Raw genomic sequence first — 24469 nt, forward strand, 5'->3', positions numbered from 1 at the left:
GATTACCATTCATTTTTTCTTCTTTTTTGACGTTGCAGCCGGGGCTTTCGGAGCCGGAGCCGGAACCGTCTCGGGCTGTGTAACGCCCCGCCAGATCATATAAATTCCCAACAGGATGAACGGAATGCTGAGCCACTGCCCCATGTCGAGGGTCCAGCCCAGTTCGAAAGGCTCCTGCTCGGTCTTGATGTATTCGATGAAGAAACGCGTGAGGAACGTACCGATCAGTCCGATTCCGAACAGGATGCCCGGACGGCGGCGCGCAGTGTCTTTCCTGTAGTACAACCAGCAAAGGATGCCAAAAGTCACCAGGTAGCAGATCGCCTCGTAAATCTGCGTCGGGTGCACCGCCGCGGGAGCGAACTCGCTCACCCATTTATGCGAACGGACAAACTCGAAGCCCCACGGCAGGGTCGTCGCCTGGCCGAAAATCTCCGAGTTGAAAAGATTGCCCAGCCGCACGATCGCGCCGCCGATGCCCACCGGAATCATAATACGGTCCAGCGACCAGATGTAAGGCAGCTTGTTGCGCCGCGAAAAGAGCCACAGGCCGATCAGCAGGCCGATAGCAGCACCGTGGCTGGCCATGCCGCCGTCGCGGAATCCCGTGATGATGGTCCACGGCTTCGAAAGATACTCCATCGTGTCGTAGAACAGACAGTGGCCCAATCGCGCCCCGAGGATCGTGGCAAGCGTTCCGTAAATGAAAATCGACTCCGAGACCTTTGCAGGCAAACCTTCGCGTTTGACGAAATTATCGAAGAATTTCGCGCCTATCAGGATGGCCAGCGCCCACATCAGGCCATAGTAACGAATGTCGAGCGACCCGATGCTGAACAGCACCGGATCGAAATCCCAGACAATACTTAACGGTTGTAGTATCATTTATATAAGTTTATCCATTTTTTCGGCCCCAAGACCGCTCCGGGCCGCCGTAGTCGCGGCAGGATGCCGCATATTCAATTCCGCCCGCCCCAAAACCCTCAAAGGGCTCGTCGCAACGCAGCCAAGTCCTCAGACAGCAGGCTGACGGGCAGGCCTTTATTTATTCATATCCTGCAAATTCACCTTTTTCAGCGTAAAGGAGAATGTGCTGCCTACACCTACTTCGCTGCGAACCGTAATCCGCTCGCCGTGGGCCTCGACGATGTGTTTGACGATGGCCAGTCCGAGGCCCGTGCCGCCCTGCTCCCTCGACCGCCCCTTATCCGTCCGGTAGAAGCGTTCGAACACGCGCGGCAGGTCCTCCTTGGAGATTCCCGAACCGTTGTCCTCGACCTCGACCAGAATCTTATCCAGCATGTCACGGAAACGGATGCGCGTCTGGCCTCCCTCCTTGCCGTAACGGATCGAGTTGATAATCAGGTTGACGAACACCTGCCCGATGTAATGCTTGTCGGCCGACACCCAGAAGGGCGAGGGCAGGTTGTCGGCTCCTTTGACCGAAATCCGGATCTCCTTTTTGTCGGCTTCCATCTCCGCCTGTTCGGCGATCTCCTTGGCCAGCGCCACTACATCGAACCGCTCCATATTCAAGCGGTTCATGCTGCTTTCGAGTTTCGAAATAGTGTCGAGGTCGTTGACGATATTGATCAGGCGGTCGATGCTCTTCTCGGCGCGTTCGAGGTACTTGCGGTTGATCAGTTCGTCCTCCAGCCCGCCGTCGAGCAGCGTCGAGATATAACCCTGGATATTGAAAATCGGGGTTTTCAGTTCATGGGCCACGTTACCAAGATACTGCTTGCGGAAACACTCGGCCTCCTTCAGGCGGGCGATCTCCTTGTCGTTGGTATCGGCCCAGGCCGTCAGTTCCTCGCCGATATTCTCGACGCGCTTGTCTTTCAGTTCCGAGAAAATCTCGTTGGTGTGCACGTCGCGCGAAAGGACGATCGAATAAATAGGCTTGAGCTTGTAAGCCACATACTTACGGATGATGAACAGCGCCGCGAGCGCCACCACGATGAACGCGCCTGCCGATGCGCAGAGCGTAATCCACCACACGACGTGGAGCAACATCATGCCCACGGCGACGATAACTGCGGCGAGCAGGGCGATCCACAGCGACGCCCCCTCTTTTGTCTTGATGTGTACCATAGGCTTACTTCATGTAATTTTGCATCAGCCGGGCGATATACTTGCCCACGATGTCGAATTCGAGGTTCACGACCGACCCGACCTCGATGCGGCAGAAGTTCGTATGCTCGAAAGTGTAGGGAATGATCGCCACCCGGAAACTGTTCTCTTTCGAGTCGCAGACCGTGAGGCTCACGCCGTTGACCGTCACCGAACCTTTCTCTACCGTACAGAGTCCAGCGCCCTGCGGCTCGTACTCGAAGGTGAAGTACCAGCTTCCGTCGGCATCCTCTTTGGCCGTGCAGACCGCCGTCTGGTCGACGTGGCCCTGCACGATATGTCCGTCGAGCAGCGCATCGGGTTTCATCGACCGTTCGAGGTTGACCAGGTCGCCTTCGCGGAGCAGCCCGAGGTTGCTCCGGTCGAGCGTCTCTTTCATGGCCGTCACGGTATAGGTATCCTCCGTGATGTCCACAACTGTCAAACATACGCCGTTATGTGCTATGCTCTGGTCGATCTTCAACTCCTTGCAGAAATCCGCACGGAGCGTAAAATCCTTGTTCTGACGGTCGGTACGAATCGAAACCACTTCCGCCGTACGTTCCACGATGCCTGAAAACATATTCGTCAACTATTTATGATCAATTTGCCTTTTACGTTGTAGACCGACACTATATCACTGACATTCAAAACGATGTCGTCATAGTTTTCCCGATCTCCGGCCACCAGGCGGACTTTGCCCTCCTCATCGGCGGCCCTAACTATCCGCAAAGTTACAATTTTTCGGCAGACAATCACATATTCACCCCCGGGAATAATTGCATCCCGGTCCACGGCCTTCAGCAGCACGACCGTTCCCGGCGGCACGGTGGCTCCCATCGCCCGCCCGGTATAGCACATCGCCAGGTCGCACGCACCCAGCGGGGGCACGACGAGGTTGCTCTCGGGTTCGAGGTGTTCGAGGTGTGCGATGCCCTGTTCGACATCCACGTTATAAAAAGGTATCTGCGCGCCGCGTGTTTTCTCTTCCGAGAACATCTGTCCTTCGCCGGTCAGCAGCCACAGTTTGTCCACCTGGGGGAATTTCGCGACGATCCTGTCGGCAACGTCGAGCGAAATACCGTTGTTGCCGCGCTTTATCTGATAGAGGTTTTCACCGCGCGCAAGGCCGATATATCGCGCAAAATAGTTTGTCGACATATTTGCCCACTTGATTACGGCTTCAATTCTTTGCCAATTATTCTGTTTTTCTCGCATTTCTTTCGAATATTAAAAAATTTTTCGCATCTTTGCACACCCGGTCCCGTAGTTCAATGGATAGAATATAAGATTCCGGTTCTTACGATATGGGTTCGATTCCCGTCGGGACTACCATGACACAAGTGTGCGACAAGCGCACTTGTGTTTTTTTATCGTATTTGGGCGAATGCAAGGTCGGGCGTCACTTATATTTGTTCAACAAAAATAGTAACAAATTTCGATCATACAATAAAAAATAACATTTTTAGACCTGCAAATAGCAGTTTAGGGCACACCTATGTATATATGAAAGGAGGAATCCGCACACCCGGGGTGCGAACTCCTCTTATACAATAAATGTGCGATTTAAAAAATCAGACTTTAAAAAGAGAGGCGCACGCCCAGTCTCAAGGTTAGCGTCAAGGGGGAATCCGTACGGGCTGTACGCAATTCCGTTTCTGTAAAGTAATACGAACCTTCGGGTTCGAAATAGAGCCCTACCATACTGCCTACGCGGTATTGCGCTCCCACGGCGGCAAGCGCCGACCACTGTACTCCCGGTTCGTCCATGGTCTTGGAGCCGAGTTTTGCCGAGACACACTTCTCGACCATTCCGCCCGCACCCATATACAACGAGAAGCGGCCGCGTTCGAGGAACTGCCAGTTCACCCGGAGGGGAACCCCTATGAAATGGAGCTTTTGGCCCACATCGTCCGAAGAGTACTGCATCCTCACATCCGAACGCAGCAGGGTGTAGTTCACACCGCTTTCCAGCGACAATCCATGTGCGAACTCCTTACGCACGGAGAGACCGAAACTCAGCGGTTGGTGGTGGCGGAACGAACTCTCGCCATATTCATTCCGGCGCAGGGGCGCTATTTTATCACCGTTGCCGACCACCGACGAAGCATCGCTTGTCGTCGAGGAATAGAGCAGCCGCGGGGCCAGGGTTCCGCCTGCGCCGCCCGACACGCCGCCGCCGGCAAAGAGCGAGAACGACGCTGTTTTGCGCGGCTTGGTGTAAGCCACGAACGGCTCGTCGGAGAACGCCGAACGGCGGGCCGTACCGGTTGCCGCCGACCGCACAGCGGACTGTCCGGACGCCTGTTTCGATGCCGGTTTGGCCTTTTCGCCGGACACGTCTTTCGCTTTTTCCCCGGAAACTTCCGGCGCCGCATCCGCTTCGACCCTCGCTGCGGCCGCATCGTCGGCCTCCGAAACCGCAGACTTTAGCATTGCTTCCGCAGGCTGCGCAGCGGTCAATGCCAGAAGCGTTTCCCGGGCCGGAACGGAGGTGGTTTCGGCGATTCGCTCCCGGGGCAGTCCGACAACCTGTGCAAGGGCGTCCTGCACGGATTCGGGTTCCGCCTGCTGCGGTATGGCAACCGCGGCTGCGCCGTCCTCCGCTGCCGATGCGATAACAGTCCCATCGTTTTCCAACGCCTTGTCCGGCCGGAGCAGGAATTCACCTGCAACGACGCAGATCAGCACCGCAGCGGCTGCGGCGGCAAACCGCGGCCAATAGATCCGCCACACGGACCCGCGGGGTTTGGTCCCGGGAGCCTCCGGCTCCTGAGCCGCACCGCCCAGCTCGCGTTGCAGACGCTCCCAGCCCCCGGCCGGGGGCGGGAGCTCGGCGTCGCGAAGCGCGCTCCGCATGGCATCGGTCCAATCTTTGTTTTGTTTCATAGTTCTATGTGAGTCCGGCAGCACCGGATGATCCACCTTGTTTTAAATATTCCCGGAACTGCATCCTGTCAATGCGTCTCCAGATAAGCCCTGATCCTGCGGGCCAGCAGGGCCCGGGCGCGAAATAATTGCGAAGAGGAGCTTTTCTCGTTGATTCCCAGCATCCGGGCGATGTCGCGGTGGGAATACTCTTCGATGCAGTAGAGGTTGAAGACCGCCCGGTAGCCTTCGGGCAACTCGCCGACGAACTGCATCAGCACGTCGCGCGGAACACGGGCCATCTCCGAAACATCGGGCTCCGCCACCTCCGCTGCGGCTTTGCCTTCATCGAGCGCCACGCTTCCCAGTTTATTGCGGTTGCGAATCCATTCGAGCGCCACATTCACCGTCACCCGCTCGATCCAGGCACGCAGCGAACCGGGTCCCCGGTAGGTGAAGCGGTCGAACGCCCCGTAGATTTTCAGGAAAGCGTCGTGGAGCAGATCCTCGGCCGTTGCACGGTCGCCGGCGTAACGCATACATATCGCCAACAGACGGCCTGCATAGCGGTCGTACAGCTCTTTCCGGGCCGTATCGTCCCCGTTCCTGCACCCTTCGGCCAGTATCTGTTCCTCCATCTGCATTACTCAATACACTCTATAAATGCGGCGGAAGGCAAAAGACTGCATGCCGTGAAAAAAAATAATTTTTCATGCAGTATTCCGCCCTGCCGGACGTTTTAAGAGCGAAAGGTAACATAAAATACGGATATTATGAAAAAATTTGGTTTATTCCTTATCGCGGCCCTGGCCGGCACAGCGTTTACTTCCTGTAACGACGACGACGGCGATTACCCGAAATATTCGCCGCTCATCACCACCGTCCACTCGCTCGACGGCGGAGACTACTATTTTCAACGCGACAACGGCGAGACGCTCTACCCGGGCGACAAGAGCCGCGTCCCGGGTTACAAACCCGATCCCGACAAAACGCAGCGGACCATCATCTGGTTCAACCTGCTCTCGGGCATTGAAGGCTACGACTATAACATCGCCCTCTACAACGTCGAAAACATCTTCACCGGCACTTCGATGATCGTGGACACGCAGGAGCAGCTGGACGAACTGGGCAGCGAGAAGACCGGCTTCCAGAACAACACGTTCAACCTCACCAAAGAGTGGCTCACCTTCTACGCGCTCTATCCCGTGTCGGACAACTCGAAACACGACTTCACGGTGATCGTCAACAACGTGGAGAGCGGCAGCGAACCCGCGCCCGCACAGGAGGCCGACGACAATTACCTGAACCTGGAACTGCGCCACAGCGCAGGCGGCGACACGGAGGGCTACACCAAGGGGTACTACCTCTCGTTCGACCTCACACCGCTCGCCGGGCAGCTCGAGGGTAAGAAAGGTGTCATCCTGCACATCGAGACCCGCGAGAACGGCCTCCAGGAGATCAAGCTCGACCTGCCGCAGGAGAAGTAGCCACTCCTCAATCGGCAGCTGTTCCGGTCCGCCACTCTGCGGGCCGGATTTTTTATGCCCCGCCCCGGCACTCCGCAAGCCCCCGCAGCAAACCGCCTTCCGCCGGATTGTTTTTTCGTCCAAACGGCACAGATTTGCCGAAAATCGCTATCTTTGCATTATGTCAATCGTACGCAATACCGAAAGCGATCTCGAATTCGAAAACAAGATCCGCCCGCAGGAGTTGGAAACCTTCTCCGGGCAGGACAAGATCGTCGAGAACCTCCATATCTTCATCAAAGCGGCGCTCATGCGCGGCGACTCGCTCGACCACGTCCTGCTGCACGGCCCTCCGGGTCTGGGCAAAACAACCCTCGCCAACATCATCTCCAACGAAATGGGGGCGCAGCTTCGCGTCACGTCGGGCCCCGTGCTCGACAAGCCGGGTGATCTGGCGGGCCTGTTGACCAACCTCAATCCGGGCGACGTGCTTTTCATCGACGAAATCCACCGCCTCAGCCCAATCGTCGAGGAGTATCTCTACTCGGCGATGGAGGACTATAAAATCGACATCGTGCTGGACAAAGGCCCCTCGGCCCGTTCGATCCAGATCGAACTGGCGCCCTTTACGCTGATCGGCGCCACGACGCGCAGCGGCCTGCTGACTTCGCCCCTGCGCGCACGTTTCGGCATCCAGTGCCACCTCGAATACTACGACGCCCCGGTGCTCGCGGGTATCGTGAAACGCTCGGCACGCATCCTCGACGTTTCGATCGACGACGATGCGGCTCATGAAGTGGCCCTGCGCTCACGCGGCACGCCGCGTATCGCCAACGCCCTGCTGCGCCGCGTCCGCGACTTCGCGATGGTCAAGGGCGAAGGACACATCGACCTCGAAATCACCCGCATAGCCCTCACGGCCCTGAACATCGACTCACGCGGACTGGACCAGATGGACAACAAAATCCTGGGCACGATCATCGAGAAATTCAACGGCGGTCCCGTAGGCCTGAACACCGTGGCTACGGCCGTAGGCGAAGAGGCCGGGACAATCGAGGAGGTCTACGAGCCGTTCCTGATCAAGGAAGGCTTCCTCAAACGCACCCCGCGCGGCCGCGAAGCGACTCCGCTGGCTTATGAACACCTCGGATTCACATCCCCCCGGGGCAGGGAAGCCTCGCTTTTCTGACCGAGGGGAGGCAACTTACCCATCTAACCCAAACTACATGCAAAACGTTCGCCTCCTCCCCTGCTTGTTGCGCCTCCTGATCGCCGCGCTGCTCTTCCCGAGTGTCGGCTGTGCGCCCAAAATCTACTCCAGCTTCCAGAAAAGCTACCCGGCACGGCCCGAAGGGTCCACCGTGCTGGTCTACAACCTCACCGACACCCTGCCCTCCCAGGCCGAGGTGCTCGGCAGCGTCGAGGTCCGTGACAACGGCCTCTCATCCAACTGCGGCTTCCGGCAGGTCCTGCAACGGGCCAAGGACGCCACGAACAACGCCGGCGGCAACGGACTGATCCTCACCTGGCACAAGGAACCCTCGGCATTCGGCAGTTCGTGCCACCAGATCGCTGCCAGCGTCCTGCGGCTGCCCGACTCCATTTACACGGCTTCTTATTTCGACAATATCGCACTCCAGAGCTACCGCACGAACTTACTGTACATCCCGGCCAATACGGCCCAGAAGGCGAACCACCCGGCCAGCTCCGAACGCAAACCCTGCGCAATTATGATCAACGCGGGCGCGGCCTTCGTCCTCTCCAAGACCAAAACGGCCGAAGGCGTCACCGGAAACCCGCGCCGCGGGCTCGACATCAACGGCGCTTTCCAGTGGACGGCACGCAGCGGACTGGGTTTCGGGCTGCGCTATTCGGGCTATTTCACCTCGGCAAAATTAGACGGTACGAAATTCGACATCCGCCTGCATTACGTAGGCGCAGAGTTCGTCATGCGCCAAAACCTCGGGCGCAAATGGGCCTTCCACGAATCGATCGGCCTGGGCTATGCCCAATACAGCGAAACCATCTACAAACTCTCCATGAACCAGGCCGGTCTGGGCTGCCACGTCGACCTCGGCGTCGAATACAAACTTTCACGGAGCGTCGGCCTGGGCTTCAGCATCGGGGCTTACAGCGTCAGTTTCAATACGTCGAACTATGCAGACTCGGAATCCGCTTCGTACAAAAACGACGGTATCGCCCGCCTGTCGCTCGACGGAGGCCTGCGATTCTATTTCTGACCCTTCGTCCTGCCGTATCATCCGACAAGACCGGGCCGGAATCAACAGAGACTGCCGTTTTATTTCTAAAATATTTTCGAAAAATTCTAAAAATTGTTAAGATCGGGACAATAATTGTACTATATTTGCCGTTAGAGTTATTAGGTTACTAACGGAAAATGAGATGAGTACAAAAACGCAACTTGACGATGCGGCGCTGCGCTATCACAGCGAGGGTCGTCCCGGAAAGATCGGGATCGTACCGACCAAACCCTATCACACGCAATACGACCTGTCGCTGGCCTATTCGCCCGGCGTAGCGGCTCCTTCGCGGGCCATTGCCGAGGAACCGGACGACGTTTACAAGTACACGGACAAAGGTAACCTCATCGCCGTGATCTCGAACGGCACGGCCGTACTCGGACTGGGCAACATCGGCCCCCTGGCGGCCAAACCCGTCATGGAGGGCAAGGGCATGCTCTTCAAGACCTATGCAGGTATCGACGCCTTCGACATCGAAGTCGACGCCACCGATCCCGAGGAGTTCATCCGCACGGTGAAAGCCATTGCACCCACCTTCGGAGGCATTAACCTCGAGGACATCAAGGCCCCGGAGTGCTTTGAAATCGAAACCCGCCTGCGTGAAGAGCTCGACATCCCGCTGATGCACGACGACCAGCACGGCACGGCAATCATCTCCTCGGCAGCGCTGCTCAACGGCGCGAAGATCGCCGGCAAGGAACTCGACAAGATGCGCGTCGTGGTCAACGGCGCAGGAGCCGCCGCCATCGCCTGCGCAAAACTGTTCATCGAACTCGGCATCCGCCGTGAAAACGTGGTGCTCTGCGACAGCCAGGGAGCCGTCACCGTCTACCGCGAGGACATCAACCCCATGAAGCGCGAACTCGCCACTACACGGCGCATCTCGACGCTCGCCGAGGCGCTGCACGGCGCCGACGTATTCCTGGGCGTTTCGAAGGCCGACACGCTGACGCCCGAAATGCTGCGCACGATGGCCGAAAACCCGATCGTCATGGCCCTCGCCAACCCCGATCCCGAAATCGCCTATGACACCGCAATGCTCTCGCGCCCGGACATCATCTTCGCAACGGGCCGTTCGGACTACCCGAACCAGGTCAACAACGTGTTGGGCTTCCCCTACATCTTCCGCGGCGCACTCGACGTGCGGGCTACGAAGATCAACGAGCCGATGAAACTCGCTGCGGCGCATGCGCTGGCCGAACTGACCCGCGAACCGGTTCCGGCGATGGTCCTGCGCGCCTATGGAGTCGAGAAACTCGAATTCGGCCGCAATTACCTGATCCCAAAGCCAATGGACCCGCGCTTGCTGTGCACTGTCACCACGGCCGTAGCCAAAGCCGCCATCGAATCGGGCGTCGCCAAAAAACCGATCACAGACTGGGACGCTTATGCCGAGAAACTCCGGAAACAATATCAGTTGGAATAATAAAAAATCCGACCTCCAATAACCTGCACCCCGAAAGTTCGATAAAGAACTTTCGGGGTGCAGGTCATAAGAGAGAGGGGGGGGGCAATGCAATCCCGCGCGATGCAATACGATCAAACGGTTCTCGAAAGCATTACTCGCATAACAATTTTATCCGTAAATATTGACAATCCGGGCTTTTCTCGAAATAGAGTTGCGTATGAACGGCTTTCAGATAGAAACAGCCGTCCGAAGCCCAAAACATGCCTGCATAGTCGGTGTCAACCGGCATCCAGTTCGTATAAGTCGTGGTCATGATATTTTCGATCTTTCCCCCGTCCGTTATTCCATACAGCTCCACATTGGATTCGGGGTCATAGGGATAGCCCGAGATACAAATGATATATTTTCGATCGGGCGAGACGTACGGAAATCCACAGAAACCCAGACACTGCTGCTCGCCTGTGGTTTTATCGTAAAACTCATATTCCCACCATTCATTACCTTGTATATAAATCACATACTGGTCCAGGATTCCGTATTGCCCTAAATAACTGAATTCGTTTCCTCCATCGCCAACGATCGGTCTATCGACGAGCCGCACCTCTTTTTCGTCGGCTTTCAGGGTAATCACGCCATCAACCTTTCGAAAAGTCGCCGTATCCGCAACGAAATAATCGACTCTGTTATTCGCCAGGCTGTCGAACGTCTCTTTACCAATCAATTCCACTTCCAAATACCTGTCAAGGATTTTTGAACTTTCATTATTGTTCTCATCCAGACAACTGACTATGTTCAAATCGTCAGGAATAAGTTTTATCTTCGAAAGGCCGCCCACTGCGTCTTTTTTCACGAATACCTTTTCCCATCTCGAACCTTCGATACGATACCGTTCATCCTGCCACTCCCGTGCGACCAAACTCCTGATGCCGTAAAAATCAGCCGCCGTGTCAATGACCTCCAGGAGGTCGCCGTAGCTGTAATGCAACAGCCTTTTTGCCGCGTCATCGGGCTCCTGCCTGGCATCGACGCCCCGCCTGTCGGTAACATAAACCCTCTCGATGACCTTAACCGAATGATAGTCTATCGGATAACCTTCCAATTCCGACTCTGTCGGCAACGAACTCTTTTCGGCTACCTCGCTGTCAGCCGCCCGCATCGCATCCGTTGCCGGTTGACTGCTTTTTCGGTTCAGGCAACTTCCCGCCAGGAAACAGAGCGTTAAGAAAATTACTGTTCTCTTCATTATATTCCGGGTTCTCGTTTTCAAAATCAAATCCGTCTCCCTTGATTCCCGCTCGAAAAGCAGCAAAGAAGAACGTCGGCTGTCAAAACAGGGGGAGGGTCAGAACAACGCCGCAAAGGCATCCACCGTCATCGGCCGCACCTCGCAGTCGCCGATACCGACCGGCAGGACGATGCGCAGCATGCCGTCCTCGTTCTTCTTGTCCTTGCCGACCTCTTTTAAAAGGCGTCTCACCTCCACGGGCGGCGTCAGATCGAAGCCCAGATTCGTCAAGAGATTCACGATCCGGTCACGGTCGGTCGGCGTCAGTACGCCCAGCTTCACGGCGGCCCCGGCGATCAGCACCGTACCTACCGCCACCGCTTCGCCGTGGTTCATGCGGTTCGAACACTTCTCGATGGCATGCGCCAGCGTATGTCCGAGGTTGAGTTTGCGGCGGTCCCCCGACTCGCGCTCGTCGCGCTCGACGATGTCGGCCTTGACGCGGATCGCGGCCGAAACGGCGTCCGACAACAGATCGGTATCCGTGCGCAGTGCCTCGAAGGTCGTCTGCTCGATACGTCCGAACAGGTCGGCGTCGGCGATAATCGCCGCCTTGACTACTTCGGCCAGTCCGGCCCGAAACTCCCTGTCGGGAAGCGAGCGCAGCAATTCCGGGTCGCAGATGACAAACTGCGGCTGCGTAAAAGTCCCGGCCATATTCTTGTATCCGTCGACGTTCACACCGTTCTTGCCGCCCACCGAAGCGTCGACCTGCCCCAGCAGCGTCGTCGATATGAATCCGAATTTCAGACCGCGCATATAGGTCGACGCAGCGAATCCCGCCACGTCGGTGACGATACCGCCCCCGACCGCCAACACGAACGTCGAACGGTCGACACCCAGTTCGATGAAACGGCGGTAGATCGTCTCGACGGTCTGCATCGTTTTGATGCTCTCGCCCAGGCCGATCAGCACGGTGTCGTAGTTGGCCAGTACAGGATGATACAACCTGTCGATCGTGGAGTCGGAAACGACCACCACACGCCCCTCGGGAAGTACTCCGGAGAGAATATCCGCTGTCGGTCCGATAAAAATTTCGCTCTGCTGGCGAACGTTGAAGGCAGGTTTCATTATTTAACTTTTTTAAGAAACAAGCAAAATTAGTATAATTCCCCGAGAATTTGTTACCTTTGCACCACAAAATATACTTTTATGCAAAAACTGCGCAATATTGCGATTATTGCCCACGTCGACCACGGCAAGACGACACTCGTCGACAAACTGATTCTGGCGGGACACATTCTCCGCGACAACGCCAAACCGACCGGCGAACTCATACTGGACAACAACGACCTGGAACGCGAACGAGGCATCACGATCCTTTCGAAAAACGTTTCGGTCATCTACAAGGACTATAAGATCAACATTATCGACACCCCGGGCCACGCCGACTTCGGCGGCGAGGTCGAGCGCGTGCTGAACATGTGCGACGGTGTGCTGCTGCTCGTCGACGCCTTCGAGGGCACGATGCCCCAGACGCGTTTCGTGCTGCAAAAAGCCCTCGCGCTGGGCAAAAAGCCCATCGTGGTCGTCAACAAAGTCGACAAACCCAACTGCCGCCCCGAAATCGTCAACGAGCAGGTTTTCGACCTGATGTTCTCGCTCGACGCCACCGAGGAACAGCTCGACTACAAGACCATCTACGGCTCGGCCAAGCAGGGCTGGATGTCGCACAAATGGAACGAACCGACCGATTCGATCGTCCCGCTGCTCGACGCCATCGTCGACGAGATTCCCGAACCGACGATCGTCGAGGGTACGCCCCAGATGCTCGTCACGTCGCTCGAATATTCGGCCTACACGGGCCGTATCGCCGTGGGTAAGGTTACGCGCGGTTCGCTCAAGGCGGGCCAGATGGTCACCCTCGCCAAGCGCGACGGCGTGACGATGCAGAAAACCCGCATCAAGGAACTGATGGTCTTCGAGGGCCTCGGCAAGAAGAAGGTCGAAGAGGTCCCCTGCGGCGAAATCTGCGCTATCACGGGCATCGAAGGCTTCGAGATCGGCGACACGATCTGCGACTACGAGAATCCCGAACCGCTGCCTCCCATCGCCATCGACGAACCCACGATGTCGATGCTCTTTACGATCAACAACTCGCCCTTCTTCGGCAAGGACGGCAAATACGTCACCTCGCGCCACATCAAGGAGCGCCTCGACCGCGAGCTGGAGAAAAACCTCGCCCTGCGCGTGACGCCCGGCCCTTCGGCCGATTCGTTCAACGTCTTCGGGCGCGGCGTGCTGCACCTGTCGGTGCTCATCGAGACCATGCGCCGCGAAGGTTACGAACTCCAGGTGGGCCAGCCCCACGTCATCATCAAGGAGATCGACGGCAAAAAATGCGAGCCGATCGAGGAGATGACCGTCGACTGCCCCGAAGAATATGCAGGCACGGTGATCGACCTTACGACGCGCCGCAAGGGCACGCTGACGAACATGGCTTCCGACGGCGAGCGCACGCGCCTGGAATTCGATATTCCCTCGCGCGGTATTATCGGCCTTCGCTCGAACATGCTGACCGCCACGGCCGGCGAAGCGATCATGACCCACCGCCTGAAAGGTTTCGAACCGTGGGTCGGCGAAATCGAGATGCGCACCAACGGCTCGATCATCTCGGGCGAGACCGGCACGGCCTTCGCCTACTCGATCGACAAACTGCAGGACCGCGGCCGCTTCTTCATCAGCCCGATGGAGCAGGTTTACGCCGGTCAGGTCATCGGCGAGCACACGCGCCAGAACGACATCACTGTGAACGTCACCAAAGCCAAGCAGTTGACCAACATGCGCGCTTCGGGTTCGGACGACAAAACGTCGATCGCTCCGCCGAAGGTCTTCTCGCTCGAAGAGGCCCTCGAATACATCCAAGGCGACGAATACGTGGAGGTTACTCCCAACGCCATGCGCCTTCGTAAGATCCTGCTCGACGAAAACGACCGCAAACGCGCGGCGAAATAGCGATGGACCATTTCACCCTTTCGCTCGCCGTAGGCGTCGTCGTCGGAGCGCTGGATGTCATCCCCATGATTTTCCAGAGGCTTCCGGCCCGCTCGTGTTTCTCGGCGTTCTTCATCTTCTTCTTCGCCGCAGTGATCGTCTTTTACAGCGACCTGCCCTACCTCCCCTGGTGGGCCGACGGCATGGGCGTCACACTGATGCTGATGATCCCCGTGCTGTTCACCTTCTCCGGCAAAGAGCGCAAGGCAATTCCGGTCGTGCTGTTTAACGCACTGCTGTTCGGCTTCCTGATCAGCGTCGCGGAACGTTACCTGGCATAACCCGAAAAACGGACTCCGGTCCGTTTTTTTTGTGCCAGTCCATGCAGTATCAGGGCATTGGCCCCGTTTTTAGGGAAACCTCCGACCTCTATGAAAAAATACTTCGCCCTGCTTTTGCTGCTGCCGCTCGTCTTCGGCGGCTGCGACGACGACAAGTCGTACACCGAAACCTGGACCGTCGCCCCTGAAAAAGGCGTTACGGGTGTCTTCATGGGTTTTGGTTATGTCCCGGCCTATATCGTAAAAAAAGGGTCGGATGCCAACTGGGAAATCGCCCCGGGCCCGATCGAGGGATTCGCCTTCGAAAAGGGATACCAAACCGACATGCTCGTCCGCATCGACCATGTCCCCAACCCTCCCGCCGACGGTTCTTCGTTACGGTATACCATGATCCGGCAACTTTCGCGCATACCCGCCGAACCGTCCGTCGATCCGAAGACATTCAGCCCGGAACTCGAAATCGTCATCGCCTCCGAGCGTGCCGACAACCATATGGCCGCCTACTGGTTCAAGGACACGCGCTACCCCGAACCCCGCTGGCAGGCGTTTCCCTGGGAGATCGAAGGCTTCGACTTCAAACCCGGTTACGAAGCGTACGTACGCATCCAGCCCGTCGCCGAATACGACAAGGCGCAGGAGCACCTGATCGACAACGACTCTTGGACCGTAAAATACAACCTGAAGGAGTTGATTTCGAGCGAGAAAAAAGATTCAGAAGGACTGCCCAGCTTTTAATATTTCCGCCCACACCGTCTTTCAGCAGCAAAACTGCCATCAAAACCATCCGCATACCATATTCAGCAGAAGCCGTACTCTGCCCTGTCTTTATCGCTCCGCATTCACGCCGTTCTTTTTCTGCAACAAGCGATAATACGGAAATCCACCGCCAACAACAACGGCCTTGCTTGGTAAAATAACGTAGGGGGGGGGTATCCAACGATAAAAACGGGTCCTGTATGGGCCCGTTTTTTTCCGAAACAAGCTGTCTCAGAATTTCCGCATATACATATTATTTTAATTTCACCAATAAAAAATTGTATAATATAAATTATTATCATACCTTAGTATTCAAATATCTCCTTAAAGCACCTGACTTATGAAAAAAAGTTTTATTCGATCAGCCATTGCTGTTTCATTTTTAGTAAGTGGATTCGCTCTTTATCAATCCAACAACAACAACTCTTTGTCCGATTTAATCGAAGCCAATGTCGAGGCATTATCTCGCGACGAAAGCCCTTGTGATAATTTCAATGGTTATCGAAGGATATTGGAGGGAAATGAGCGTATATACGACTGCTGCTATGCAGAAAAAACCGGCAGGGGAAAAGAAGATTGCAAACGATGGTAAACAGGTTGTCCAAGCCGGGAATCGTCGTATGGCTGCTCCTACTGGCAACCTTGACAGGCTGTGTAAAAAAAAGCGGGGACGGGATCGTTTTCCGCAAAAAGGCAGACCTTTCGCCTGTCGTCTGCAAGGCAGATTCAATTGCCCTGCCGTTCCTGTTCTACTCCGAACGCTGGTTTCTTTCGCATGGAGACCTCTATGTACTCAATAGCCGGGCAACGCCGTTTCTGACCATATATTCCCTTCCTGAACAGCGGGTGCGGACACAATGGGGAAATAGCGGACGCGGGCCGCATGAGTTTCCGATACCTTCGCTCGGCGAAATGCACGAAAAAAACCGGGTAGCGGTCTATTCGAACAGCCTGAACCGAATGGAAATGTTCGAACTGCGCGCGGACAGCCTGGTTTACCTGTCGGCCTTCCGGTTCCCGATCTGGATGAAAAGGCAACGCAATCTGCCCAAACCTTACACCCGTCTCGTGCAGTACAACGATACGCTGTTCGTCGGTACGAGTTTTCTGCCGCGCCAAATAGCCGTGGAGTTACTCGATATGCGAAACGAACAGATCGTCGACGCCGTCGATTTTCCGCTACGGCCGGCCGATGGCGGCTACTCCGCCCCCTTCGAATGTAAAGCCGCCCTCTGCGCAGGCCGTATGGCAATAGCATACCGCTATATAGACCGTATCGAATTGTACGACCTCACCCCCAAGGGATTCTGCCTGACGCACGTATTGGGAAGCGACTCCGCCCAAGAAGAACTTTGCGCCCAGGACCGCGACGATGAAATGTATTTTTACTATTCGGATGTTGTCTGCTGCGAACGATATGTCTATGCGCTTTGGCAAGGGGTACTGACCGGCAATCTCGGAAAAAGGGAATCCCGCATCGAAATCATCGACGCCGAAAACGGCGAAACGCTCCGCATTTTGTCGTCCGACCATTATCTGACCGATATCGTCATCGATGAAAAGGCCGGAATCATCTACGGTCACGATCCTTTGAACGAAGACTGCCTGTACGTTTTCCGAATCCCGGCATAACGCCGCTTCAACAAATTCCCCATTGCCGGATATGTATCCGGCATTTTTTTATTTGCGGAGCGTTGCGAACGAGAGGATATGCCACGTGACGCCGACGGCCACCGCCAGCAGCGCGGTCTGGGCCCACCACCACTGCGTGAGCAGCGCGCAGACACAGTAAAGCATCGTGCCCCACATCAGGGCGATGGAAATGATTTTGGCGCGCATGGGTATGGCGCGGTTTTCGCGGAAATTGCGGATGTATTCGCCGAAGTAACGGTGCGTGATCAGCCATTCGTAAAGCCGCGGCGACGAGCGGACCCAGAGGGCCGCCGCCAGCAACAGAAACGGCGTAGTGGGCAGCAGCGGGACGAAGATGCCGACGATACCCAGCACGAGCGCAACGCACCCCAATATGGCGAGGAAAATTTTCACGGCACAAAAATAGCATAAATTCGGGGCCCCACCGCACGGCAAAACGGGATTTTTACCTATCTTTGATGTCGCAACGGCACTTTTACGAACCGGAAGGCCGTCCCGAACCGGATACGACCCGGTTTGACAATAGTCCGGCTTTTTATATAATTTGTAATAGAGAACACAAATAAACCGAAATACGATGAAAAAAATAGGCATCGCCAGCGACCACGCCGGCTACGAAATGAAAGAATTCCTGGTAGGTTATCTCAGCGCCATGGGTTACGAGGTGCTCGATTTCGGGACCCACTCGCCCGAGAGCGTCGATTACGCCGACTACGCGCACCCGCTGGCCGCGGCGATCGAAAACGGCGAACTGGAACAGGGCATCGCACTCTGCGGCTCGGGCGAAGGGATGGCCATGACGCTCAACAAGCACCAGGGCATCCGTGCCGGGCTGAGCTGGGAGCCCGAAATCGCTTCGCTAATCCGCCGTCACAACAACGCCAACATCATCGTCTTCCCGGCGCGTTTCATCACCAACGACGAAGCCGTCAAGATGCTCGACGCCTATTTTGCCGCCGAGTTCGAAGGCGGACGCCACGAAGCGCGCCTGGCCAAGATGCCCGTAGCGGGCTGCAAATAAGGCCCGCTCCGTCCGAAGAACCTGCCCGAATGTCCACACACCAGCTTTGCCGCAACTGCGGTCACATTGTCGACAACAACTACTGCCCGGCCTGCGGACAGCGGACTTCGACACGGCGACTGGGCTGGGCGGCACTCGTGGAGAGCGTCACCTCGACCTTCATCGGCGACGAGGCCTACGGACTGCGGGGCATGAACATGCGCAAGGGAGCCGTGATGACATGGCTCTCGATTCTGTTCCGGCCCCACCGGGTCATTCCCGAATTCATCGCGGGCTGCCGCCGCAAATACTTCAACCCGGTTGCTATCCTGCTGTTGCTGTCGACCTTCTACGCCGTGGTCTTCCTGCTCGTGGGCAAGGATCACACACCGATCGCCGCCGATGACCAACCCCTGTTCCAGTGGCTCGTAAGCACCTACATCGACTACGCCTCGCTCCACCCGGCGGGCTACCTGCTGTTGGTGCTGCCGTTTTTTGCACTGGCTATGAAGACGGTTTTCCGGCGAAAAACCGATCTACGTTATGTCGAGTACCTATACATCGGCATTTTCCTCTCGATCTTCGAAATCACGCTGATGATTGCGGCGCTCCCGGCCGAACTGCTGATTCCATGGTACAGCAGTTTCTACATGCTGACACTGCCGCTGTTCCTCTATACGACATTCGTTTTCCTGAAAATCTTCGGGCTGAAAAAGAAACGATCGGCCCTGCTGCGCACGCTGCTCGCCAACCTGCTGCAATACGTTTACATTTTCGTTGCAACATTGGTCCTCTGCTCGGTCGTCGTCGGGGGCTTCTACCTCGTTTCTCCCGAGAAGTGCCGCGAAACATTCACCTTCAACCGCAGTTTGCACGCCGGGCAACAGGAAGGCGAGACGCAGAATCTCCTCCGCGACACCATCCAGGAAATCGTCGAAGCCCTCAGCGATACGGATGACGAGACGCAGACCGTGCAGTCTCCGACGGATTCGCTCCCGGCAAGATAAGTATGGATTCAGGCCGCTCCGGGAGAACTCCCGGCCCCGGCAGAAAATTACAGTTCGAATACGAAAGGCGAAAGATTTTCCAAACTTTTGTTTTTCGGGTTCCGACCGCCGTCAAAAAGTCCGAAGACCGCCGAACCGCTGCCCGACATCGAGGCATAAACAGCCCCCTGGGCCAGCAGGCACTCCTTTGCGGCGAGAATAGCCGGATGCGCGGCGAGAATATGTTCTTCGAAATCGTTGGTAACCAGGCCTTGCCACTCGGCCACAGGCCGCCTGAGACGTTCCGCGAGCGGCGTTTCCGGAATCCGGGGCTGCACCCCGGCATAGGCTTCACGCGTCGAAACCCCCTCGTCGGGTTTGATAATAACCAGCGTCATTCCACTCAGGTCCAGCGCGAAAGGCTCCATCACTTCACCTCTTCCTTTACATAACTGCGGCGTATTGCGCACGAAGAAAGCCGTATCGCTGCCCAGTTCGGCGGCACGGGCGATCAGCTCGGACTCGGAAAGTCCCAGTGCAAACAACTCATTGACAGCGATCAGCACAGCCGTACCGTCTGCCGATCCCCCGCCCAGCCCCGCACCGAACGGCACGCGCTTGTCAAGGCGGATCGACACGCCGTCCACGCCGTAATGCCGCTGCATCAGCCGGAACGCCTTGAGGCAGATGTTTTCTTCGGGGGCGCAGTCCACAGCCAACCCTTCGGCCCGGAATGCAGCGCCGGGTGCACCGGTCGCCCCGCACACACTCCCGGACGCGCCGGTGCGCACCACCTCCACCTCGTCGTAGAGGCCCGCGACGGGGAACATGACCGTTTCCAAATCATGAAAACCGTCCGCGCGGCGGCGCAGAATGTCGAGGCCCAGATTTATTTTGCAGTTTGCTCGCAAGATCATGGAACAAAGGTAAGAATTTTCTATTTTTGTCGTATGAAATTCCGCACCGAAATCGAAATGGCGCCCCTCGGGGTGAAAATCGGCTATGAAAACCGGACACTGACGCTCGGTTCGTGCTTCGCGGCACACATCGCCGAAAAGCTCACGGGAGCCAAATTCCGGGTCGTGAAAAACCCTTCGGGCATCCTGTTCAACCCGCTTTCGATCGCTGCGACGATCCATAGTTACGCTGCCCCCGCACCCGTGGTACACAGCGAACTGGGATTCGGGGAGGGTTTGTGGCATCATTTCGGATTCCACGGCGATTTCTCGGCCCCGACAGCCGACGAGGCACTGCAAAAGATGAACGCCGCGCGACAGGCCGGAGCCGAAGCGCTCCGCGCGGCCGACCGCGTGATCCTCACCTTCGGCACGGCATGGGTCTACGAGCACGCGGGAGAGGTAGTTGCCAACTGCCACCGCCGGCCCGCCGCGGAATTTACCAGAAGACGGCTTTCGGTAGATGAAATCGTGGAAACATTTGCAGGGCTGATCGAAGGGCCGCTCAACGGGAAACAGATCATCCTGACGGTCAGTCCTGTACGACATATCGGCGACGGATTGTCCGGCAACGCCGCAAGCAAAGCGACGCTGCGGCTGGCCGCCGAGCAGTTGACCGAAAGGTTTAAGTGCGTCGTCTATTTCCCTGCATTCGAAATACTTACCGACGACTTGCGCGACTATCGTTTTTATGCCGACGACCTGGTACACCCCGCGCCGCAGGCCATTGCCTACATCTGGGAGAAATTCGCTCCGGCAGCCCTGACGGACGAAGCCCTGCGGCTGCTTCCGGAGGTCGAGGCGATCGTTGCGGCGGCCGCCCACCGTCCCCGCAATCCGCAGAGCGAAGCCCACCGCGCCTTCTGCCGCCGCCAACTGGAACGGATCGCCGCACTTTCCGACATCGATTTTCGGGCGGAAACGGCGTATTTCCGCCGATGTCTCGAAATAAATTCGTAAATTTGCGGCCAATTCATCGCACAATGACAAAAAAACTATTCGTATATGCCATAGCCGCCCTGGCGGCACTCCAGAGCGCCGCGGCGCAGCCCCGGCTGATCGTCCAGATCGTCGTCGGCTCGATGCGCGGCGAAGACCTCGACCGCTACGCCGAAAACTTCGGCGAAGGCGGTTTCCGGCGCCTCACGGAGGGCGGCACGGTCTACGCCGACAGCCGCTACGACTACCTGCAAACCACCACGCCCGTCTCGCTGGCCACGCTCACCACGGGGGCCATGCCCTCGACGCACGGCGTGATCGGTTCGCGCTGGGTCGACTACACCACCAACAAGGTCGTCGAACTGACCGCAGGCCGCAAAGGCCCCGGCGCCTACCACCTGATCGCCCCGACGCTCTCGGAAACGCTGTTGCAGCACGCCCCGGGCAGCCGTTCGGTCACGATCGCCCCGGAAGCCGTCTCGGCCGTGGTGATGGCCGGGCACTGCGGAGAAGTGTTCTGGCTCGATTCCGCGCGCTGCGACTGGGTGACTTCGCCCTACTACGCCGCAGAGGTTCCCGAATGGATCGCCCGCAGCAACCGCGAACGCTACAACCTTTCGTACATCGCCAACGAGTGGCGCACGCTCTTAGAGCGGGGGCGCTACCTCAATACCCGCAATTACGACATCGCACTGGCCGGAAAGAACAAAAAGGAGCAGGACCGGAACGGCGCGGGACGCCTCAAAATGCGGAGCGACTTCGAACGCCTGCTCTACACCCCGGCAGGCAACACGGCGGTGCTGGGACTGGCCAAACAAGCCATCGCCCAATATAAACTCGGAGACGACAAAATCCCCGACCTGCTGAACATCTGCCTCGACACGCCGCGCCGCATCAGCGAAGCCTACGGACCCGAGTCGGTCGAAGTCGAAGACATGTATTACCGGCTGGACCGCGACCTGGCCGACTTTCTGACCTTCGTATTCGCACAGGTCAAGGACGGGAACGCGATGGTGGTGCTCACCTCCGACCACGGAACCAGCCCCTCGTTCGACGCCGGGGCCGCCGAGGCCGACCGCTTCAACCCGCGGCAGTTCGAGGTTATCGTCAACGGATTCCTCAACGTCCGTTACGGCATGGGCGACTGGGTGGTGGGATACAGCGACAAATGCGTGTGGCTCAACCACAACCTGATCTACGAGCGGGGCCTCAACCTCGCCGAAGTGCAGAACGAAGTGGCCATCTTCGCCATGCAGTTCAGCGGCATTTCCCATGCGCTGGCCGCAACGGCCATGCGGACGAGTTATTTCGGCAGCGGCTATGCGCGGCGGATGCAGAACAGCTTCTATCCCCGCCGTTCGGGCGACGTGATCCTGAACCTCATGCCGGGCTGGATCGAGGAGCAGGAGCGCTGCTGGTCGATGTCGGGGTCGATGTACGGTTACGACACCGAAGTGCCGCTGGTATTCTACGGCAAAGGCGCAGGTCCGCAGCGGGTGAAACGCCGCGTGGACATGACGGCAGTGGCCCCGACGCTGGCACGCCTTGCCGGCGTGCGCGAACCGGCGGCTTCGGAGGGCGGAGTTTTGGAGGAAATTGCAGAATGAACGAGGAGTAATTTCGACCGAAACCCGGTCGCATGCGATAAGGCCCTCCCGAGGGAGGGGTTTGGGGCGGGGTCAGACTTGCAAACGACGCCACGGGTGGCGACAACGACGCACGGAAGAGAAACGACCATAAAAAACGTTATACCATGGATAGCATACAAGAGGAGATCATCGAAGAGTTTTCCGTATTCGACGACTGGCTCGACAAATACGACTACCTGATCGGCCTGAGCGAGACGCTCCCGGCCATCGCGGCGGAGCACCGCACGGAGCAATACCTGATCCAGGGCTGCCAGTCGCGCGTCTGGGTCGACGCCAGACTGGAGGACGGCAGGGTTTATTACGCCGCCGACAGCGACGCCATAATAACCAAAGGCATTATCGCGTTATTGATTCGCGTACTGAACGGACGCACACCGCAGGAGATTCTCGACACGGAACTCTACTTCATCGACGCCATCGGCCTCGCGGCCAACCTCTCGCCCACGCGGGCCAACGGACTGGTGGCGATGGTCAAGCAGATGCGGCTCTACGCCCTGGCATTCGCAAGCAAAAACAAGTAAGACATGACACCCGAAGAGATATTGCAGGTCGAAAAAGACATCGTCGCGACCCTCAAGAACATATACGATCCGGAAATCCCGGTCAACATCTACGACCTGGGGCTGATCTACGAAATCGACTACACGCCCGACGGCGTGGCCACCATCCGCATGACGCTCACGGCCCCCAACTGCCCGATGGCCGACATGCTCGTCGAAGACGTGAACATTCAGGTCGGAAAGGTCAAAGGCGTGAAATCGGTGAACGTCATCCTCACGTTCGACCCCGTGTGGGACAAGAGCATGATGTCCGAAGAGGCGCTGCTGGAACTCAACCTGTTCTGACATGGCGGATGCGGAGGCACGGACGATCGAACGGCTCAAGGCCGGAGCCGGGGCTTACGCCTGCGGCGGATACCTGGCCGCGCTCGACGAACTGCAACGCACCGAAATCGGCACGGCACTGATCTTCGACCGCCTGCAGCGGAAAATGCACACGGTCGAAGCGCTCCGCAGCGAAGCCTCCGAGAACTGGAACCAGACCTTTTACCTGCTCTATTTCCGCACGCTGGGCGACCGGCAGAACCAGGAGGCCTACCTGCGACTGGCACGGAAGGTCCCCTACAAAATCGTACTGCGCGAACGACTGGCGCCGCACGCCGTCGAAGCGATGCTCTTCGGAGCTTCGGGACTTCTGGAACTCTACCGCAACGACACCTATACGCTCGACCTGAGGCGCAGTTTCGAATACCTCGCGGCAAAGTACGACATCGAACCGATGGACGCCTCGGAGTGGGCGCTCACGGAGATTCGCCCGGCCAACCATCCCGTGCTGCGGCTGGCGCAGGCCGCGGAGTTCTTCGCGCAGGACGAATTCGTGATGGAACGCGCCATGGCCTGCCGCACGGAGGAGGAAATACGCCGCCTTTTCTCGATCGAAGCATCGCCTTACTGGCGTACGCACCATATTCCCGGTGCAGAGAGTGACGAAAGCCCCAAGCGCATCGGGGCGTTCAAAGCCAACATCATCGGAATCAACCTCGTCGTGGTCCTGCAATTCGCCTACGGCAGCTACACCGGCAACGAGCGGCTGCGCGACAGCGCCCTCACGCTGCTGGAACGCCTGCCGGCCGAGGACAACCGTTACATGCGCGCGTGGCAGGCGGCGGGGATACGCCCGCGCAACGCCTTCGAATCGCAGGCCCTGCTGCAGTTGGCGACCGAATACTGCGCGGCGAAACGCTGCGCAGAATGCTTTGTCGGACGGCGAATCGCACGATACCCGAACAACCTGAAATAACCGCCTGCCATGAACGCCATCAACTACATCCTGGAACACAAGGAGTTCATCTCCT

At 57.4% G+C, this 24469-nt stretch carries 26 protein-coding genes and 1 tRNA gene; 17 read left to right on the top strand and 10 right to left on the bottom strand.

Going from position 1 to position 24469, the window contains the following annotated elements; genetic code table 11:
• Window positions 1-9: 9 nt before the first annotated feature.
• The 4 genes from lgt to I2E69_RS01615 form a co-directional block, all read right to left on the bottom strand.
• Window positions 10-882: a prolipoprotein diacylglyceryl transferase gene (gene lgt / locus I2E69_RS01600; RefSeq protein ID WP_195458764.1), complete on the bottom strand. Its 873-nt coding sequence runs from the start codon at window positions 880-882 to the stop codon at window positions 10-12.
• A 159-nt stretch (window positions 883-1041) separates the two neighbouring features.
• Window positions 1042-2094 carry a sensor histidine kinase gene (locus I2E69_RS01605; RefSeq protein ID WP_195458399.1) on the bottom strand — a complete coding sequence of 351 codons (1053 nt, stop codon included), beginning with the start codon at window positions 2092-2094 and terminating at the stop codon, window positions 1042-1044.
• Between the two features lie 4 nt (window positions 2095-2098).
• Window positions 2099-2695, bottom strand: coding sequence for a riboflavin synthase (locus tag I2E69_RS01610; protein ID WP_195458400.1), 597 nt, complete (start codon window positions 2693-2695; stop codon window positions 2099-2101).
• A 5-nt stretch (window positions 2696-2700) separates the two neighbouring features.
• Window positions 2701-3330: a helix-turn-helix transcriptional regulator gene (locus I2E69_RS01615; protein WP_195458401.1), complete on the bottom strand. Its 630-nt coding sequence runs from the start codon at window positions 3328-3330 to the stop codon at window positions 2701-2703.
• A 42-nt stretch (window positions 3331-3372) separates the two neighbouring features.
• Between I2E69_RS01615 and I2E69_RS01620 the strand changes: the two genes are divergently transcribed.
• Window positions 3373-3447 (top strand) — tRNA-Arg (locus I2E69_RS01620).
• A gap of 246 nt (window positions 3448-3693) precedes the next feature.
• Here the strand turns inward: I2E69_RS01620 and I2E69_RS01625 are convergent.
• Together I2E69_RS01625 and I2E69_RS01630 are read right to left on the bottom strand one after the other, a co-directional pair.
• Window positions 3694-5001, bottom strand: a complete 1308-nt coding sequence (locus tag I2E69_RS01625) for a hypothetical protein (RefSeq protein WP_195458402.1) — start codon at window positions 4999-5001, stop codon at window positions 3694-3696.
• Between the two features lie 68 nt (window positions 5002-5069).
• Window positions 5070-5618, bottom strand: a complete 549-nt coding sequence (locus I2E69_RS01630; RefSeq protein ID WP_195458403.1) for an RNA polymerase sigma factor — start codon at window positions 5616-5618, stop codon at window positions 5070-5072.
• Window positions 5619-5753: 135 nt separating this feature from the next.
• Here I2E69_RS01630 and I2E69_RS01635 point away from each other — a divergent pair, with 135 nt between their 5' ends.
• From I2E69_RS01635 to I2E69_RS01650, 4 genes are all read left to right on the top strand, one after another.
• Complete coding sequence (locus I2E69_RS01635) at window positions 5754-6467, top strand: hypothetical protein (RefSeq protein ID WP_195458404.1); 714 nt, start codon at window positions 5754-5756, stop codon at window positions 6465-6467.
• Window positions 6468-6627: 160 nt separating this feature from the next.
• The gene (gene ruvB / locus I2E69_RS01640) at window positions 6628-7635 is read left to right on the top strand and encodes a Holliday junction branch migration DNA helicase RuvB (RefSeq protein ID WP_195458405.1); all 1008 of its coding nucleotides are present in this window, start codon (window positions 6628-6630) and stop codon (window positions 7633-7635) included.
• Between the two features lie 37 nt (window positions 7636-7672).
• The gene (locus I2E69_RS01645) at window positions 7673-8686 is read left to right on the top strand and encodes a hypothetical protein (protein ID WP_195458406.1); all 1014 of its coding nucleotides are present in this window, start codon (window positions 7673-7675) and stop codon (window positions 8684-8686) included.
• Between the two features lie 163 nt (window positions 8687-8849).
• Complete coding sequence (locus I2E69_RS01650; protein ID WP_195458407.1) at window positions 8850-10133, top strand: malic enzyme-like NAD(P)-binding protein; 1284 nt, start codon at window positions 8850-8852, stop codon at window positions 10131-10133.
• A gap of 133 nt (window positions 10134-10266) precedes the next feature.
• Here the strand turns inward: I2E69_RS01650 and I2E69_RS01655 are convergent, their stop codons facing one another.
• Both I2E69_RS01655 and aroB read right to left on the bottom strand, forming a co-directional pair.
• Window positions 10267-11358: a hypothetical protein gene (locus tag I2E69_RS01655; RefSeq protein WP_195458408.1), complete on the bottom strand. Its 1092-nt coding sequence runs from the start codon at window positions 11356-11358 to the stop codon at window positions 10267-10269.
• A 99-nt stretch (window positions 11359-11457) separates the two neighbouring features.
• On the bottom strand, window positions 11458-12471 hold the full coding sequence (gene aroB, locus I2E69_RS01660) for a 3-dehydroquinate synthase (protein ID WP_195458409.1): 1014 nt from the start codon (window positions 12469-12471) through the stop codon (window positions 11458-11460).
• 81 nt (window positions 12472-12552) lie between these two features.
• Here aroB and typA point away from each other — a divergent pair, with 81 nt between their 5' ends.
• From typA to I2E69_RS01685, 5 genes are all read left to right on the top strand, one after another.
• Window positions 12553-14355 (top strand): translational GTPase TypA, encoded by a 1803-nt coding sequence (gene typA / locus I2E69_RS01665; protein ID WP_195458410.1) that lies wholly within the window; start codon window positions 12553-12555, stop codon window positions 14353-14355.
• A 2-nt stretch (window positions 14356-14357) separates the two neighbouring features.
• Window positions 14358-14675: a hypothetical protein gene (locus tag I2E69_RS01670; protein WP_195458411.1), complete on the top strand. Its 318-nt coding sequence runs from the start codon at window positions 14358-14360 to the stop codon at window positions 14673-14675.
• Between the two features lie 90 nt (window positions 14676-14765).
• Window positions 14766-15410 carry a DUF4377 domain-containing protein gene (locus I2E69_RS01675; RefSeq protein WP_195458412.1) on the top strand — a complete coding sequence of 215 codons (645 nt, stop codon included), beginning with the start codon at window positions 14766-14768 and terminating at the stop codon, window positions 15408-15410.
• Window positions 15411-15771: 361 nt separating this feature from the next.
• Window positions 15772-16023 (top strand): NVEALA domain-containing protein, encoded by a 252-nt coding sequence (locus I2E69_RS01680; RefSeq protein WP_195458413.1) that lies wholly within the window; start codon window positions 15772-15774, stop codon window positions 16021-16023.
• Window positions 16024-16028: 5 nt separating this feature from the next.
• The gene (locus I2E69_RS01685) at window positions 16029-17063 is read left to right on the top strand and encodes a hypothetical protein (RefSeq protein ID WP_195458414.1); all 1035 of its coding nucleotides are present in this window, start codon (window positions 16029-16031) and stop codon (window positions 17061-17063) included.
• A 48-nt stretch (window positions 17064-17111) separates the two neighbouring features.
• On the opposite strand, the gene I2E69_RS01690 is transcribed toward I2E69_RS01685, so the two are convergent.
• Complete coding sequence (locus I2E69_RS01690) at window positions 17112-17477, bottom strand: YbaN family protein (RefSeq protein ID WP_195458415.1); 366 nt, start codon at window positions 17475-17477, stop codon at window positions 17112-17114.
• A gap of 184 nt (window positions 17478-17661) precedes the next feature.
• Here I2E69_RS01690 and I2E69_RS01695 point away from each other — a divergent pair, with 184 nt between their 5' ends.
• Entirely contained in the window at window positions 17662-18105 is a 444-nt protein-coding gene (locus tag I2E69_RS01695) for an RpiB/LacA/LacB family sugar-phosphate isomerase (protein ID WP_195458416.1), read from the top strand.
• Between the two features lie 29 nt (window positions 18106-18134).
• Window positions 18135-19091, top strand: coding sequence for a DUF3667 domain-containing protein (locus I2E69_RS01700; protein WP_195458417.1), 957 nt, complete (start codon window positions 18135-18137; stop codon window positions 19089-19091).
• Window positions 19092-19138: 47 nt separating this feature from the next.
• Here the strand turns inward: I2E69_RS01700 and ispE are convergent, their stop codons facing one another.
• Window positions 19139-19987, bottom strand: coding sequence for a 4-(cytidine 5'-diphospho)-2-C-methyl-D-erythritol kinase (gene ispE, locus I2E69_RS01705; protein ID WP_195458418.1), 849 nt, complete (start codon window positions 19985-19987; stop codon window positions 19139-19141).
• A 33-nt stretch (window positions 19988-20020) separates the two neighbouring features.
• On the opposite strand from ispE, the gene I2E69_RS01710 reads away from it, so the two are divergent.
• The 5 genes from I2E69_RS01710 (at window position 20021) to I2E69_RS01730 (ending at window position 24414) form a co-directional block, all read left to right on the top strand.
• Window positions 20021-20986 (top strand): GSCFA domain-containing protein, encoded by a 966-nt coding sequence (locus tag I2E69_RS01710; RefSeq protein WP_195458419.1) that lies wholly within the window; start codon window positions 20021-20023, stop codon window positions 20984-20986.
• Window positions 20987-21009: 23 nt separating this feature from the next.
• Window positions 21010-22572 (top strand): alkaline phosphatase family protein, encoded by a 1563-nt coding sequence (locus I2E69_RS01715; protein ID WP_195458420.1) that lies wholly within the window; start codon window positions 21010-21012, stop codon window positions 22570-22572.
• A 146-nt stretch (window positions 22573-22718) separates the two neighbouring features.
• Window positions 22719-23135, top strand: a complete 417-nt coding sequence (locus I2E69_RS01720) for a SufE family protein (protein WP_195458421.1) — start codon at window positions 22719-22721, stop codon at window positions 23133-23135.
• A gap of 3 nt (window positions 23136-23138) precedes the next feature.
• Entirely contained in the window at window positions 23139-23459 is a 321-nt protein-coding gene (locus I2E69_RS01725) for a metal-sulfur cluster assembly factor (protein WP_195458422.1), read from the top strand.
• Between the two features lies 1 nt (window position 23460).
• Window positions 23461-24414 (top strand): DUF2851 family protein, encoded by a 954-nt coding sequence (locus tag I2E69_RS01730; RefSeq protein ID WP_195458423.1) that lies wholly within the window; start codon window positions 23461-23463, stop codon window positions 24412-24414.
• The last annotated feature ends 55 nt before the right edge of the window (window positions 24415-24469 follow it).

This window comes from Alistipes sp. D31t1_170403_E11 (assembly GCF_015553985.1).
GTDB classification, from domain to species: domain Bacteria; phylum Bacteroidota; class Bacteroidia; order Bacteroidales; family Rikenellaceae; genus Alistipes; species Alistipes montrealensis.

What these genes read in the sequence shown, in the direction of transcription:
- I2E69_RS01605 (WP_195458399.1), bottom strand. Translation starts at nt 2,094, where the DNA reads ATGGTACACATCAAGACAAAAGAGGGGGCGTCGCTGTGGATCGCCCTG.
- I2E69_RS01610 (WP_195458400.1), bottom strand. Translation starts at nt 2,695, where the DNA reads ATGTTTTCAGGCATCGTGGAACGTACGGCGGAAGTGGTTTCGATTCGT.
- I2E69_RS01615 (WP_195458401.1), bottom strand. Translation starts at nt 3,330, where the DNA reads ATGCGAGAAAAACAGAATAATTGGCAAAGAATTGAAGCCGTAATCAAG.
- I2E69_RS01625 (WP_195458402.1), bottom strand. Translation starts at nt 5,001, where the DNA reads ATGAAACAAAACAAAGATTGGACCGATGCCATGCGGAGCGCGCTTCGC.
- I2E69_RS01630 (WP_195458403.1), bottom strand. Translation starts at nt 5,618, where the DNA reads ATGGAGGAACAGATACTGGCCGAAGGGTGCAGGAACGGGGACGATACG.
- I2E69_RS01635 (WP_195458404.1), top strand. Translation starts at nt 5,754, where the DNA reads ATGAAAAAATTTGGTTTATTCCTTATCGCGGCCCTGGCCGGCACAGCG.
- ruvB (WP_195458405.1), top strand. Translation starts at nt 6,628, where the DNA reads ATGTCAATCGTACGCAATACCGAAAGCGATCTCGAATTCGAAAACAAG.
- I2E69_RS01645 (WP_195458406.1), top strand. Translation starts at nt 7,673, where the DNA reads ATGCAAAACGTTCGCCTCCTCCCCTGCTTGTTGCGCCTCCTGATCGCC.
- I2E69_RS01650 (WP_195458407.1), top strand. Translation starts at nt 8,850, where the DNA reads ATGAGTACAAAAACGCAACTTGACGATGCGGCGCTGCGCTATCACAGC.
- I2E69_RS01655 (WP_195458408.1), bottom strand. Translation starts at nt 11,358, where the DNA reads ATGAAGAGAACAGTAATTTTCTTAACGCTCTGTTTCCTGGCGGGAAGT.
- aroB (WP_195458409.1), bottom strand. Translation starts at nt 12,471, where the DNA reads ATGAAACCTGCCTTCAACGTTCGCCAGCAGAGCGAAATTTTTATCGGA.
- typA (WP_195458410.1), top strand. Translation starts at nt 12,553, where the DNA reads ATGCAAAAACTGCGCAATATTGCGATTATTGCCCACGTCGACCACGGC.
- I2E69_RS01670 (WP_195458411.1), top strand. Translation starts at nt 14,358, where the DNA reads ATGGACCATTTCACCCTTTCGCTCGCCGTAGGCGTCGTCGTCGGAGCG.
- I2E69_RS01675 (WP_195458412.1), top strand. Translation starts at nt 14,766, where the DNA reads ATGAAAAAATACTTCGCCCTGCTTTTGCTGCTGCCGCTCGTCTTCGGC.
- I2E69_RS01680 (WP_195458413.1), top strand. Translation starts at nt 15,772, where the DNA reads ATGAAAAAAAGTTTTATTCGATCAGCCATTGCTGTTTCATTTTTAGTA.
- I2E69_RS01695 (WP_195458416.1), top strand. Translation starts at nt 17,662, where the DNA reads ATGAAAAAAATAGGCATCGCCAGCGACCACGCCGGCTACGAAATGAAA.
- I2E69_RS01700 (WP_195458417.1), top strand. Translation starts at nt 18,135, where the DNA reads ATGTCCACACACCAGCTTTGCCGCAACTGCGGTCACATTGTCGACAAC.
- ispE (WP_195458418.1), bottom strand. Translation starts at nt 19,987, where the DNA reads ATGATCTTGCGAGCAAACTGCAAAATAAATCTGGGCCTCGACATTCTG.
- I2E69_RS01710 (WP_195458419.1), top strand. Translation starts at nt 20,021, where the DNA reads ATGAAATTCCGCACCGAAATCGAAATGGCGCCCCTCGGGGTGAAAATC.
- I2E69_RS01715 (WP_195458420.1), top strand. Translation starts at nt 21,010, where the DNA reads ATGACAAAAAAACTATTCGTATATGCCATAGCCGCCCTGGCGGCACTC.
- I2E69_RS01720 (WP_195458421.1), top strand. Translation starts at nt 22,719, where the DNA reads ATGGATAGCATACAAGAGGAGATCATCGAAGAGTTTTCCGTATTCGAC.
- I2E69_RS01725 (WP_195458422.1), top strand. Translation starts at nt 23,139, where the DNA reads ATGACACCCGAAGAGATATTGCAGGTCGAAAAAGACATCGTCGCGACC.
- I2E69_RS01730 (WP_195458423.1), top strand. Translation starts at nt 23,461, where the DNA reads ATGGCGGATGCGGAGGCACGGACGATCGAACGGCTCAAGGCCGGAGCC.